The organism is Rhodopseudomonas telluris (assembly GCF_042432815.1).
GTDB lineage: Bacteria > Pseudomonadota > Alphaproteobacteria > Rhizobiales > Xanthobacteraceae > Rhodopseudomonas > Rhodopseudomonas telluris.
Genome location: NZ_JBHLWM010000001.1, coordinates 1185383 through 1198364 on the forward strand (window position 1 = coordinate 1185383; position 12982 = coordinate 1198364).

10 protein-coding genes and 1 tRNA gene are annotated in these 12982 nt (G+C 66.9%); 3 read left to right on the forward strand and 8 right to left on the reverse strand.

Annotation, left to right across the window (positions count from 1 at the left end; genetic code table 11):
- Positions 1-18: 18 nt before the first annotated feature.
- A complete protein-coding gene (locus tag ACFFJ6_RS05420; protein ID WP_378385138.1) occupies positions 19-2646 on the reverse strand; it encodes a hybrid sensor histidine kinase/response regulator in 2628 nt (875 codons plus the stop codon).
- On the reverse strand, positions 2643-3713 hold the full coding sequence (locus ACFFJ6_RS05425) for a tripartite tricarboxylate transporter substrate-binding protein (protein ID WP_378385140.1): 1071 nt from the start codon (positions 3711-3713) through the stop codon (positions 2643-2645). Before ACFFJ6_RS05425 ends, ACFFJ6_RS05420 begins: the two co-directional genes overlap by 4 nt.
- A gap of 288 nt (positions 3714-4001) precedes the next feature.
- On the opposite strand from ACFFJ6_RS05425, the gene ACFFJ6_RS05430 reads away from it, so the two are divergent.
- Entirely contained in the window at positions 4002-4631 is a 630-nt protein-coding gene (locus ACFFJ6_RS05430; RefSeq protein WP_378385142.1) for a response regulator transcription factor, read from the forward strand.
- 18 nt (positions 4632-4649) lie between these two features.
- Here ACFFJ6_RS05430 and ACFFJ6_RS05435 read toward each other — a convergent pair whose 3' ends face one another.
- Entirely contained in the window at positions 4650-5432 is a 783-nt protein-coding gene (locus ACFFJ6_RS05435; protein ID WP_378385144.1) for an SDR family oxidoreductase, read from the reverse strand.
- Between the two features lie 108 nt (positions 5433-5540).
- Here ACFFJ6_RS05435 and ACFFJ6_RS05440 point away from each other — a divergent pair, with 108 nt between their 5' ends.
- On the forward strand, positions 5541-6302 hold the full coding sequence (locus tag ACFFJ6_RS05440) for a glucose 1-dehydrogenase (RefSeq protein WP_378385146.1): 762 nt from the start codon (positions 5541-5543) through the stop codon (positions 6300-6302).
- Between the two features lie 417 nt (positions 6303-6719).
- Here ACFFJ6_RS05440 and ACFFJ6_RS05445 read toward each other — a convergent pair whose 3' ends face one another.
- Both ACFFJ6_RS05445 and ACFFJ6_RS05450 read right to left on the reverse strand, forming a co-directional pair.
- Entirely contained in the window at positions 6720-8324 is a 1605-nt protein-coding gene (locus ACFFJ6_RS05445; RefSeq protein WP_378385148.1) for a GMC family oxidoreductase, read from the reverse strand.
- Between the two features lie 75 nt (positions 8325-8399).
- Positions 8400-9833 (reverse strand): coniferyl aldehyde dehydrogenase, encoded by a 1434-nt coding sequence (locus tag ACFFJ6_RS05450; protein ID WP_378385150.1) that lies wholly within the window; start codon positions 9831-9833, stop codon positions 8400-8402.
- A gap of 275 nt (positions 9834-10108) precedes the next feature.
- Here ACFFJ6_RS05450 and ACFFJ6_RS05455 point away from each other — a divergent pair.
- Positions 10109-10185, forward strand: a tRNA-Met gene (locus tag ACFFJ6_RS05455).
- 43 nt (positions 10186-10228) lie between these two features.
- Here the strand turns inward: ACFFJ6_RS05455 and cobF are convergent.
- The 3 genes from cobF to cobT all read right to left on the reverse strand — a co-directional run bounded on the left by cobF (position 10229) and on the right by cobT (position 12924).
- On the reverse strand, positions 10229-10996 hold the full coding sequence (gene cobF / locus ACFFJ6_RS05460) for a precorrin-6A synthase (deacetylating) (protein WP_378385152.1): 768 nt from the start codon (positions 10994-10996) through the stop codon (positions 10229-10231).
- Positions 10997-11092: 96 nt separating this feature from the next.
- Complete coding sequence (gene cobS, locus ACFFJ6_RS05465) at positions 11093-11863, reverse strand: adenosylcobinamide-GDP ribazoletransferase (protein ID WP_378385154.1); 771 nt, start codon at positions 11861-11863, stop codon at positions 11093-11095.
- Positions 11860-12924, reverse strand: coding sequence for a nicotinate-nucleotide--dimethylbenzimidazole phosphoribosyltransferase (cobT, locus tag ACFFJ6_RS05470; protein WP_378385156.1), 1065 nt, complete (start codon positions 12922-12924; stop codon positions 11860-11862). Before cobT ends, cobS begins: the two co-directional genes overlap by 4 nt.
- Positions 12925-12982 lie beyond the last annotated feature (58 nt).

The window sequence follows — 12982 nt, forward strand, 5'->3', positions numbered from 1 at the left end:
TTGCGCAGCCGTCTCATATCAGGCCGCGCATTCGACCAGCCGGTCGTCGCCCACCGGCGCCTGCCGGGCCGCCGCGAAGGTGGCCTTGATCCGCCCGACCAGTTCGACATAGTCGGCCTCCGACAAGTCCGGCGCGCGCCGCTCCAGATCGCGGGCGAGGCTTGCCAGCAGGTCGAGGCCGAACGTGCCCGCTGCGCTCTTTAGCGAATGCGCTTCGCGCTCGATCCTGCGACGGTCGCCCGGAATCGCCAGCGTGTCGAACAAGCGCAGCCGCGTCTCGGTGTCGCGAATGAAGACGGCGAGCACGTCGCGGCTGGCATCCTCGCCGATCTCTGCGACGAGATGCGCGAAAGCGGTCTTGCCGACATAGAGGCGTGTGGGCGCCGCCGCTCCGTCCGGGGCGAGGGCGACCGATGGCGCCGCGCCACCGGGGCCGCGGTCGTCGGATGCGGCCGGCGGAGGCACGATGGTCGGGGCTGCATTCGTCGATGCGCTCGTTGCCGGCGGGGGCGGCAAGGCGCGCAGGATCGCATCGACCAGCACGTTCTTGCGCACCGGCTTGGCGATGTAGTCGGTCATGCCGGCCTCGCGGCACGCCTCCTTGTCCTCGCCGAAGGCGTTGGCGGTGAACGCGATGATCGGCACGGTCGCGAGCGCGCCGCCTTTGGCGCGGATGGCGCGCGTCGCCTCCAGCCCGTCCATCTCGGGCATCCGCATATCCATCAGGATCACGTCGTAGTTGAAGTTGGTGGCGGCCGTGATGGCTTCGGTGCCGTCGCACGCCGTGTTGCTCTGGATCGCGAACTCGTTCAGCATCCCCACGGCGACCGCCCGGTTGGTCGGGTTGTCGTCGACGATCAGCAGGCGCAGCGGTCGGCCGCCGGCCGCGATCCGCGCGCTCAGCTGCTGGTACTGTGCCTGGTGGTCCTCCTCACTGGGAGGCATGTCGGCGGTGACCGGGAAGGTCAGCGCGAAACGGAACGTCGACCCCTGGCCGGGCGTCGATGTCACGCTGATCTTGCCGCCCATCTGCTCGACCAGCCGCCGGCTGATCGCGAGGCCGAGCCCGGAGCCGCCGAACCGCCGGCGGATCGAGCTGTCGGCCTGCACGAAGTCGCTGAACAGCGACTCGATCTTCTCGGGATCGATGCCGATCCCGGTGTCGCTGACGGTCCATTGGATCCGCGCGCTGGTTCCGTCATTCGCCAGACACTCGGCCGCGACGACGATCGTTCCGGACGGCGTGAACTTCACCGCGTTCGAAATCAGATTGAGCATGACCTGGCGGATGCGCCCGGGATCGCCCATCAGCGCCTCCGGCAGCTCCTCGCTCAGCTCCGTCCGGATCGTCAACCCCTTGGCGGCCGCCCGCGGTCCGATCACGTAGAGCGGATGCTCGACGATCTTGCGCGGCGAGAACGGGATCAGTTCGAGCGACAGCCGTCCGGCTTCCAGCTTCGAAAAGTCGAGAATGTCGTCGAGGATTTCCAGCAGGCTGTCGCCGGCGTCATGAATGCCGATCACGGCCTGCCGCTGTTCGGCATCCAGCCTGGTGTCGAGAAGATTGCTGGCCAGTCCGAGCACCGCATTCATCGGCGTGCGGATCTCGTGACTCATCATCGCCAGGAAGCTGGACTTGGCCGCGCTGGCCGCTTCGGCGGCCTCGGCATAGACGGCTTGCTCGTTCCACCACCGCGCGATCGCGATGCTGCCGGTCAGGACGATCAGCGAGGTCAGCACCGACATCACCAGCAGCAGCATCGCCATTTCCTGCCAGCTCTGCAGCGCGCTCTCCTCGCTCTGCGTCACGGTGATCAGCACCGGATAGTTCGGCAGCATGCGGGCGGACCGGAGCCGCGCCTTGTTGCCGCCGGCGGCCGCGGCCTCGCGGACGTTGCCGCCCGCCTTGACGGCCGCCCGTCCACCCGTCGCAAGCTGCGGGCTATCCTCGCGATGCGGGTAGCTCGCCAGCACGACGTCGTCGCTCCGCACCAGCGAGATCTCGGTGTCCGGACTGAGCGCCGTCGCGGCGAAGAAGTTCTCGAAATACTGCTGGGACATCGCGCCCAGCAGCAGTCCGATGAAGTTGCCGTTGGGATCGTTGAGACGCCGCGCGATGTAGATGCTCCAGGCGCCGGTGCCGCGGTTCCGCACCGGCATGCTGATATAGGTTTCGAGGTTGCTGTCGGCGCTCAGCACCTTGAAGTAGTCCCGATCGGACACATTGACCTCGGGTATCGGCCAGTAGCGCGAGAAATTGAGCAGCTTTCCGCGATCGTCGATCATCGTCACCGCATCGACCTGCGGCAGGCCGCTGACCTTCTCCCTCAGCAGCATATGGGTGGTGTAATCCGACATCGCCTTGCGATACGACTCGCTGTCCGTCACTCCCCGGCGCGCGAGATAATCGCCGACGCTCGACAGCACGAGGTCCAGCGACTTGAACGAGCGATCGGCTTCTTCGGCGAGTGTGAGGTTGTAGCGCTGCAGGTCGGATTCCGCGGTCCGCACGGTGCTTTCGCGCAGGTTGCTGAGAAACACCACGTTGGTGCTCATGATCGAGACGATCAGCGCGATCGCCACGAGCCGCAGCGCGATCTGGGATCGCTTGAGCCGGGGCCTGAACGAGGTGGCAAGCTCGCTCATGGCGCCATCCGTTCGTCGTCCCGCGCCAGCGCGGGTTTCAGGTGCTTTTTCCAGCGGGCGATTTCGTCATCGACGAGCCGCCGCAGCGCGGCCGGTCCGCGTTCATCGGGCGCTGGGATCGTGCCGGCGAGGGCGGTCAGTTCCTGGCGAACCGTGGGGTCGTCGAGGGCCTGATCTAGGGCGGTGGCGAGACGTTCGATCAGTTCGGGCGGCGTGTTCTTCGGTGCGAACAGCGCCTGCCACGCCGAGACATCGAAGGCTGGAATGCCGGCCTCTGCGGCGGTGGGGACGTCGGGCAGAGCAGGGCTTCGCCGATCGGCCGCGATGACGAGCGCCCGGACTTCGCCCGCCCTGATGCGATCGATCGAATTGACGATCTGGTCGCACATGTAGTCGACGCGTCCCTCGAGCATCGCCTGGAGACCGGGGCCGCTGCCCTGAAACGGCTTTGCGGTCGCATGAACATGGGTCGTCGCCTCCAGCAGGGTGCAGGCCGCATGCGAGATCGAGCCGGCGCCGGCATGGCCCATCGTGGTGTCCGGATGGGTGCGCACATGGCTGATCAGCTCGGCGACGGTGTGAACCGGCAACGGGTTACGGGCGATCACCACGACGGGAATTTCCAGGACGAGGCCGACCGGCGCGAAGTCCTTCGCCGGATTGTAGGGCAGGTTCGGGTGGACGGCGGGCGCGCTGCCGTGGGTTCCCATCTGACCCATGATCAGCGTGTAGCCGTCGGCGGGCGCGCGCATCGCACGGATCGCGGCGGTCGCGCCGCCCGAGCCGACGACGTTCTCGATGATCAACTGCTGCCCGAGCGTCATCGACAGATGCCCGCCGATGATCCGGGCCACCGTATCGCTCGGGCCGCCCGTGGCAAACGGCACGATGACGGTGATGGCGCGCGTCGGATAGGCGGCGAATCCCGGGCTGACCGTCAGCGGCGCGGCCAGCAGGCAGAGCACAGTGCAGCGCAGCCATAGCAGAGTGCAGCGCAGCCAGCGGACCATGTTGTCCACCCGCGAGGTCGGCCTGAATGCGGCTGCGCTTGCTCGAATCTGCTTCATGATGCTATGCGGACAACAGGTTCCCATTCATGAATATTTCGCCGACGAGTAAGTTAGGTGAGACTGGGCTACGGGCGGAGCGGCCGCCTCCGTGAATATTGACGCGATGTTTTTCACGGGAGATCGCTCCGCTCAACAGCGGTGGAAGCAGATGACACCGTCATTCTCTAGTTTTCTTATTTCATTGTAACGATTTGGTTCTGTCTGCGCGTTAAGTTGTTCCCTCGGAGTACTACGAGGTTGTTGCGTTGTCGGCGTTAGTTTCAAAGCTTTTTTGGAGGTCGAGCGATGAATGAGAAGTCGTCAGGGGGGGAGGTCTTCGTCGTTGACGACGATCCGGCGGTCCGCGAAACGCTCTCGATCGTGTTATCTGCGGCGGGCTATGAAGTAATCTGTTTCGCCGATGGCGAGTCGCTGTTGTCCGTCACCCGCAGCCGCAGCCCGGCCTGTATCCTTCTGGACGTTCATATTCCCGGCCGATCCGGGCTCGACATCCTGGCCGAGTTGCACGCCGAGGATTATCCGGCGCCGATCTTCATGATCTCGGGCAAGGGCGATATCGCGATGGCGGTCAACGCCATCAAGAATGGCGCGCTCGACTTCATCGAGAAGCCGTTCCGCGGCAAGGAGATCGTGACGCGGGTCGAGGAGGCGATCGAGGCGTTCGAGCGCCGCCGGGAGCCCGGCAAGGTCGTGAAGGCGCCGTCGTACAATTTCCCCGGCAAGGAGCCGCTGACGCTGCGCGAGCGCGAGGTGCTGGAGCTGTTCGCTTCAGGCAACACCAACAAGGAGGCCGGCCGTCAGCTCGGCATCAGCCCCCGCACGATCGAATATCATCGTGCGAACATCATGAAGAAGCTGGGCGCCCGCAACGCCACCGACCTCGTCCGCATCGTGATGACGGCGCCGAGGACTTAGCGTCACGGGCGGACGCAGTTACAGCGTGCCGGGGAAGGCGCCGCCGTCGAGCAGGATGTTCTGCCCGGTGATGTAGCCCGACCGCGCGCCGCACAGGAACGCGCAGGCCAGCCCGAATTCCTCCGGGTCGCCGAATCGGCCCGCCGGGTTCTCGTTCATCCGCGTCTGCAGGATCTGTTCGGCCGACACGCCCGACGCCTTGGCCTGGCCCGCCGCCACGCCCCGCAGCCGGTCGGTGTCGAACGGGCCTGGCAGCAGCGCATTGATCGTCACATTGTGCCGGACCGTCTTGCGCGACAGGCCGGCGACGAAGCCGGTGAGGCCGGTGCGTGCGCCGTTGGACAGGCCGAGCACGTCGATCGGCGCCTTCACGGCCGCCGAGGTGATGTTGACGATGCGGCCGAACTTGCGCTCGATCATCTTGTCGACCGTCGCCTTGATTAGCTCGATCGGCGTCAGCATGTTGGCGTCGAGCGCCTTGATCCAGTCGTCGCGCGTCCAGTTGCGGAAATCGCCGGGCGGCGGACCGCCGGCATTGTTGACCAGGATATCGGGCTCCGGGCAGGCCTTCAGCGCGGCGGCGCGGCCGTCCGGCGTGGTGATGTCGCCGGCCACCTCGAGGATCTCGACATCCGGATAAGCCTTGCGCAGCGCCGCCGCAGCCGCGGCCAGCGCTTCGGCGCCGCGGGCCGTCATCGTCACATGCACGCCCTCGGCGGCGAGCGCCTCGGCGCAGGCGCGTCCCAGTCCCTTGCTCGATGCGCACACCAGCGCGCGGCGGCCCTTGATTCCCAGATCCACGTTTCACTCCCGGATGATCGGCGATGTCGGTGAGGCCGGCACTCTAGCCATCCCGGTCCGGCATGGTAAGGGGAGGGCAACGCATAACGCATCAACGGGAAACGCGGCATGGATCAACTGTTCGACGTCAGCAACGAAGTCATTCTGGTCACCGGCGCCTCGCAGGGTCTCGGGCGGCAATTCGCCCGCGTGCTCGCCGAGCGCGGCGCGGCGGTCGTGCTCGCCGCGCGCCAGACCGACAAGCTGAAGGCGCTCGAACAGGAGATCAAGGATAAGGGCGGCCGCGCCGTCGCGGTGCAGATGGACGTCACCGACCTCGCCTCGATGGCCAGCGCGCTCGATCAGGCCGAGGCCGCGCTCGGCCCGGTCACCGTGCTGATCAACAATGCCGGCGTCGCCACCGAGAAGCTCGCGGTGGACACCAGCGAGGCCGACTGGGACAAGGTGATCGGCGCCAATCTCAAAGGCGCGTATTTCCTCGCCACCGAAGTCGCGCGCCGAATGATCGCGCGCCAGCAGGGCGGCAACATCATCAACATCGCCTCGGTGCTCGGCCAGAGCGTGCTGAAATTCGTCTCGCCCTACGCGATCTCCAAGGCCGGCATCATCCAGGCCACCAAGGCGATGGCGCTCGAACTCGCCAGCTCCCGCATCCGCGTCAACGCGCTGGCGCCCGGCTACATCGACACCGACATCAACCGCGACCTGTGGGCCACCCCCGCCGGCGAAAAACTCCTCAAGAGCATCCCCCAACGCCGCGTCGGCCACGAATCCGACCTCGACGGCGCCATCCTGCTGCTGTCGTCGAACGCCTCGCGCTATATGACCGGGAGCGTGGTGACGGTGGATGGCGGGTTCTTGCTGGGGTAGTTAGTAGAACGCTTCATCGATTGATTGAAGCAATCCGGCCTTTGCAGAAGCACTGAGTCCTCATCCTGAGGAGCCCGGCGAAGCCGGGCGTCTCGAAGGATGGGGCCACGCAGCGCCGGTGGCGCATGGTTCGAGACGGCGCTGCGCGCCTCCTCACCATGAGGATGTACTTGTGGCTTCCATCATCAGGCCTGATACCACGTAACGCAGAGCGGCTCGAGTGGCTGAAGCTCACGAGCACAGCCCCTCGCCCCGTCATTCCGGGGCGCGCGCAGCGCGAACCCGGAATCCATAACCCCTGCGCTCTCGGCTGACCACAGTCGACGACCGCGTGGCGTCAACACCAGGCCGCAGGGAGTATGGATTCCGGGCTCGCGAGCTGCGCTCGCGCCCCGGAATGACGGGGAGAGGGCGGTGCTAACGCATCTCCCCCCTGATCAAATCCGCCGCCTTCTCGCCGATCATGATGGTCGGGGCGTTGGTGTTGCCGCCGATCAGGGTCGGCATCACCGAGGCATCCACGATGCGGAGGGCTTCGAGGCCGCGGACCTTGAGGTGCGGGTCGACGACGGCGGTGGGATCGTTCGCCGCGCCCATCTTGCAGGTGCCGACAGGGTGATACACGGTGTCGACGCGGGCGCGCAGGATGGCGCGGATGTCGTCGTCGGTGCGCACATTCGCGGTGAACAGGTCCTTCTGCTGCAGCGCACGTAGCGCCGGCGTCTCCATCAGCCGCTGCGTCGTCTTGTAGCCGGCCACCATCGCCTCGAGATCGTCCGCCTCGCCGAAGAAATTCGGATCGATCCGCGGTGCCGCCAGCGGATCGGCGCTGGTCAGCCCGACGCTGCCGCGGCTCTTCGGGCGCAGCAGGCAGACATGGCACGAGAAGCCCGTGCCCCAGTGCCGCTTGCGGCCGTGATCGTCGACCATCGCCATGCCGAAATGCAGCTGGATGTCCGGCACGTCGAGATCCGGCCGCGTCTTCAGGAAGCCGCCGCATTCGGCGAAGTTGGTCGCGAGCGGGCCGCGCCCCTCGCGGCGATACTGGCCGATGGTGGAGAGCAGCCGGCCGATGCCGGTGAAGCTGGTGCCGGTGAAGTAGGGCGCGTCGGACTGATAGGCGAAGATGAAGTCCGGATGGTCCTGCAAATTCTGGCCGACGCCGGGCAGGTGATGCACGGTCGCAATCCCGTGCCGCTGCAGCATTTCGCCGTCGCCGACGCCCGACAATTGGAGTAATTGCGGCGTCTGGAACGCGCCGGAGGCAAGGATCACTTCGCGGCGCGCACGCACCTGCCGGGTCTCGTTGTCCTTGCGGAATTCGACGCCGACCGCGCGGCCGCCCTCGAACAGAATCCGCGTCGCCTGCGCGCCGGTCTCGACCCGCAGGTTCGGCCGCGTCGCCATATGCGGATGCACGTACGCGCGCGCGGCGCTCCAGCGTTCGCCCTCGTGTTGCGTGAGCTGATACAGGCCGAGGCCTTCCTGCTCCTCGCCGTTGAAATCGTCGCGCACCCGGAACTGTGCCTCGCGCGCCGCCTGCAGGAAGATCTCGTGCACTGGATTGTCGGTGCGCAGCCGGTTCACATGCAGCGGCCCGCTCTGGCCGTGATACGCGCCGTTGAATTCGGCGTTGTTCTCGGAGCGCTTGAAGTAGGGCAGCACGTCCGCATAGGACCAGCCGTCGGCGCCGAGTTCGGCCCAGTGGTCGTAGTCCCATTTGTGGCCGCGGATATACACCATGGCGTTGATGGCCGAGGAGCCGCCGAGCGCCTTGCCGCGCGGCTGATAGCCGATGCGGCCGTTGAGCCCCGGCTGCGGCACCGTTTCGAAATGCCAGTTGTTGAGCTTGCTCGGCACCATCAGCGACAGCGCGTAGGGCGTCTTCACCACCCAATTGTCGCCGGGCCCGCCGGCCTCGAGCAGCGCCACCGACGTGCCGGGATCTTCCGACAGCCGTCCGGCCACCGCGCAGCCGCCCGAGCCGCCGCCGACCACGACAAAGTCATAGGTCTCCGTCATCGTTTCCTCCTGGATTATTCTTGTTTGTTGTCCGCGCCGGCTCTGCGTCCGGTCGCTGGTCGTTCCATCGTCAGATCAGGACAGCCATCGCAGCACTTTCGACAGCCGTGCGATCTTGCCGCCGTAGGGCGGGTAGAGATCGGCGAAGCGGTTGTAAGGCGAGCGATAGAACACCGGCTTGAGCTGGCTGAAGGTGTTGAAGCCCCATTCGCCGTGATACGCGCCGGTGCCTGAGGCGCCGACGCCGCCCATCGGCTGGTTCTGCTGCGCGAAGTGCACCAGGCAGTCGTTGATGGTCACGCCGCCCGAGACGGTGCGGGCCAGCACCTCGTCGCGTGCGGCCTCATCGGTACCGAACCAGTACAGCGCCAGCGGCCGGTCGCGGCCGTTGATGAAGCGGATGGTCTCCGCCGCATCGTCGGTGCCGAGGATCGGCAGCAGCGGGCCGAAGATTTCTTCCTGCATGATCTTCATGTCGGACGTGGCGCCCAGCACCAGCGTCGGCGGAAACTTGCGACGGCTGCTCCACGCCGCATCGTCGGCTGAGGCGGGCTGCAGCAGCGTCGCGCCCTGCGCGGCGGCGTCGTCGACCAGCCCCTTCAGCCGCGCATAATGCCGGTCGGCGACGATCGAGGTGTAGTCGGCGTTGGCCGGATCGCTGCCGAACATCCGGGCCATCGCGGCGCGGATCTTCTCCGCCAGCGGCTCGACCTGGTCGCGCGGCGCCAGCACGTAGTCCGGCGCGATGCAGGTCTGGCCGGCATTCATCAGCTTGGCATAGGCGATCCGCGGCGCGACCTCGTCGAGATCGGCGGAGCGGTCGACGATGGTCGGCGACTTGCCGCCGAGCTCTAGTGTGACGGGCGTCAGATTGCGGCCGGCGGCCTCGGCGACGATGCGGCCGACGCGGGTCGAGCCGGTGAACATCAGATGGTCGAACGGCAGCCGCGCGAACGCCTCGGCGATGCCGTCCTCGATCCCGGTCACCACCATCTCGTCGGCGTCGAATTTCGCCGCGACGGTCTCCTGCAGCAAGGCCGAGAACGCCGGCGACAATTCGCTCGGCTTGATCATCACCCGGTTGCCCGCCGCCAGCGCCCCGATCGCCGGCGCGATGGTGAGCTGCAGCGGGTAATTCCACGGCGCGATGATGCCGACCACGCCGAGCGGCTGCGGGATCAGCCGGTTCTGTCCCGGCCAGAACTGCAACTCGGTCTTCACCTTGCGCGGCGTCATCCAGCGTTTGACGTGCTTGGCGGTGTGCTTGATGTCGCCGAGCAGACTGAGCGTCTCGGCGATCAGCGTTTCGACCGCGCAGCGATGGCCGAAATCAGATGAAATTGCCTGCTCGAATCGCTTCTCGTTGTCCGTCAGCAGGCTGCGCAGCCGCGCCAGCCGATCGAGTCGCAGCTCCAGTGTCGCGGGCGCCTCGTCGCGGGAGCGATCGAACATGCGGTGAAAGCTGTCGTGCAGGGCATTGGCCCCGAAGCCGGTCAACGGCTGGTCCATGGTGCGCTCCCGTTTCGGCCGATGTTGATGTTTTAGGCCGATTTTGACGAAGTCTTGCAGGGACACGGTCCGCCCGCAACCGCATCCGGTTCCGGCCGTCATATAATCTTGAAAATCTGCGTCGCGGGGCTTCCCAAATCCCCCGTGCGTTGCTAGACACCCCTCGCGCCCCGGGCACTGCCCCGGGCCCCTTCTCAGGAAGCTTCCGGGAGGATCGATCGACGCTCTTGGGCGTTGATGGTCTTCGGTTTTCTGAAGAAAGCGCAAAGGTTTAACGCGGGGTGGAGCAGCCCGGTAGCTCGTCAGGCTCATAACCTGAAGGTCATAGGTTCAAATCCTATCCCCGCAACCAAATTGAACCCCGGTCCTCAGCGGCCGGGGTTCTTTTTTGCGCCTTACGCTTTGGCCTTGCCGCCCCTGCGCAGCAGATAGATGTCCATCACCCACCCCTTCGCCTCGCGCACCTGCCGCCGGGTGCGGCTGATGTCGGCGGCGACGTCCTTGAGCGGGCCGGAGATCAGGACTTCGTCGGCGAGGCCGAGATTGGCGGCCCAGTAGATCTCGAGGTCGGCGGGGTCGATCTTGGCGAAGGTCTCGTCGCCGTCGAGCATCACCACGGTGCTGTCGGCATCGATCGGCAAACCAGCCGCGAGTTTGCGGCCGGTGGTGATGGTGATCGGCTCGCCGATGCGGTTGAGCGCGATGCGGTGCCGCGCCGCCAGCGCCTGCACGGCGGTGATGCCGGGGATGATCTCGTAGTCGATCGCCAGCCCCTGCGCGCGCAGGCGATCGAGGATGCGCAGCGTGCTGTCGTAGAGCGACGGATCGCCCCACACCAGAAACGCACCGCACGCGCCGTCCGCGAGTTCGCTCGTCAGCAGCGCTTCGTAGCGCGCGGCGATGCGGGCGTGCCAGTCGTCGACCACCGCGCGATAGTCATCGCCGGCCGGTGCGCGCTGCGGGATGTCGATGCTGACGAAGCGGGTGTCCGGAGACTTGATGAAACGTCGGCAGATCTCTTCGCGCGCGGTTTTCAGTTCGGCCTTCTCGGCGCCCTTGTCGGGCAGGAAGAACACGCTGGCGCGGTTCAGCGCCTCGACGGCCTGCAGCGTCAGGTAGTTGGGATCGCCGGGGCCCATGCCGATCAGGAGAAGTTTGCGCATCGGCGGGAAGTCCTATTGCTTCGTGATGAGCAGAGATTCCGGGTTCGCGCGCCAAGGGCGCGCGCCCCGGAATGACGTTGGGGATGGCGTGTGCAACTAACCATGGCCGGCTAGCGCCGCGACGCCAAGCAGCAAGCCGATCTGCGTGAGTTGTTCTGTCGCGCCGAGGACGTCGCCGACATAGCCGCCGATCAGCCGTGCGGCGGCCAGCGCGGGCAATGCGCCCAGCGCGACGGCGCCGATCAGTCCGCAGGCGGCGGCGCCGGGTTCGGCGGCGATCAGCCACGCCAGCCCGAGCAGCGTCAGCAGCATGGCGACGATGGCCTTCGCCGGATCGAGTCGTTGGTCCGGATAGTTCAGCTTCGCGGTCGCGACATTGCCCGCATAAGGCAGCATCGACATCGCGGCCAGGATACCGGCGCGGCCGAGGCTGTGGCTGGCGACCAGCGCGGCGGCGCCGACCCAGGGCGGCAGTGTCGCCAGCGCGGCGATGCGAATGATCAGGCTGGCGATCAGTGTGACGGCGCCGTAATTGCCGATCCGGCTGTCCTTGATAATCGTCAGCCGCTGCTCGCGCGTGCGGCCGCCGAACAGCCCATCCGCGCTGTCGGCAATGCCGTCCTCATGCAGCGCGCCGGTGAGCGCCACGCCGGCGATCACCGACAACACGGCCGGCACCAGCCCCGACCAGATCGCCGACGTCGCGATCAGCACGCCGCCGCAGAAGAGGCCGATCAGCGCGCCGACTAGAGGAAAGTACTTGGCGGCGGGGAGCAGCCAGCCATCGTCGAACTGCGCGGCGCGCGGCGCTGGCAGGATCGTCATGAATTGCAGCGCGTTGAAAAACGGGCGGAGTGCGGGCGTCACTGCGTCTGTCCAAGGCGGCCGGCCAGCACGTCGGACAAGTCCGCCAGCTCGGTCAGAATGCCGGCGGCCGCCCGCACCAGCGGGATCGCCATCAGCGCGCCGGTGCCTTCGCCGAGCCGGAAGCCGAGATCGAGATAGGGCGTCGCCGCCATCGCCTCCAGCAGTACGGCATGGCCGCGCTCGGCCGAGCGATGCGAGAACACGCAATAGGCCCGCGCGGCCGGATGCAGCCGCACCGCGACCAGCGCGGCGGCGCTGGCGATGAAGCCGTCGATCACCACCGGCCGGCGCTTGGCCGCGGCGGCCAGCACAGCGCCGGCCATCATGGCGATCTCGTAGCCGCCGAATTCGGCCAGCACCTCGAGCGGCGCGCTCGCTGCCGTGCGCGCGGCCGCCTTTTGCGCGATGGCGCGCTTGTGCAAGACGCCAGCGTCGTCGAGCCCCGCGCCGCGGCCGACGCAATCGCCGATCGGCGTGCCGGTGAGGCGATGCGCGATCAGCGCCGCCGACGTGGTGTTGCCGATGCCCATTTCGCCGATCGCCACGATATCGATGCCGCCGTCGATCGCGTCGGACACCAGTGCGATCGAGGCGCTGAGCGCGCGGCGGGCGTCGTCGATGCTCATCGCGGGCTCACGACTGGCATTGCGCGTGCCGTAGCCGATCTTGCGGTCGATCAGTCCGGGATGCGGTGGCACATCCGCCGCAATGCCGGCGTCGACCACACACACTTCGGTCGCGGCGGCTTTCGCCAGTACGTTCATGCCGGCACAGCCCGCCAGATAGGCCGCGACCATCGCCTGCGTGACGCTCGCCGGGTAGGGCGAGACGTGGTCTTCGGCGAGGCCGTGATCGCCGGCGAACACGAACACCATCGCACGATCGGTGCGCGGCGGCGCCGGGTGCCAGATCAGCCCGAGCTGGACGGCGAGGTCCTCCAGCCGGCCGAGCGAGCCCGGCGGCTTGGCCTTGCCGTCGATCCGGGCGCGGAGCGTGGGTTCAAGCGAGTTGTCGACGGCGGAGACCGCCAAGGTCGCGAAATGGTCGAGGGGAGCGTGCATGGTACGAATTCGTCGAGGCAAGATCGTTCGGATGCGGAGCGGGCGACACGGCCCAGCG

Bases quoted from the DNA above. Each gene is read 5' to 3' on its own strand.
- cobF (WP_378385152.1), bottom strand. From the start codon at position 10,996: ATGCGCAAACTTCTCCTGATCGGCATGGGCCCCGGCGATCCCAACTAC.
- ACFFJ6_RS05440 (WP_378385146.1), top strand. From the start codon at position 5,541: ATGGATCAACTGTTCGACGTCAGCAACGAAGTCATTCTGGTCACCGGC.
- ACFFJ6_RS05425 (WP_378385140.1), bottom strand. From the start codon at position 3,713: ATGAAGCAGATTCGAGCAAGCGCAGCCGCATTCAGGCCGACCTCGCGG.
- ACFFJ6_RS05445 (WP_378385148.1), bottom strand. From the start codon at position 8,324: ATGACGGAGACCTATGACTTTGTCGTGGTCGGCGGCGGCTCGGGCGGC.
- ACFFJ6_RS05430 (WP_378385142.1), top strand. From the start codon at position 4,002: ATGAATGAGAAGTCGTCAGGGGGGGAGGTCTTCGTCGTTGACGACGAT.
- ACFFJ6_RS05420 (WP_378385138.1), bottom strand. From the start codon at position 2,646: ATGAGCGAGCTTGCCACCTCGTTCAGGCCCCGGCTCAAGCGATCCCAG.
- ACFFJ6_RS05450 (WP_378385150.1), bottom strand. From the start codon at position 9,833: ATGGACCAGCCGTTGACCGGCTTCGGGGCCAATGCCCTGCACGACAGC.
- cobT (WP_378385156.1), bottom strand. From the start codon at position 12,924: ATGCACGCTCCCCTCGACCATTTCGCGACCTTGGCGGTCTCCGCCGTC.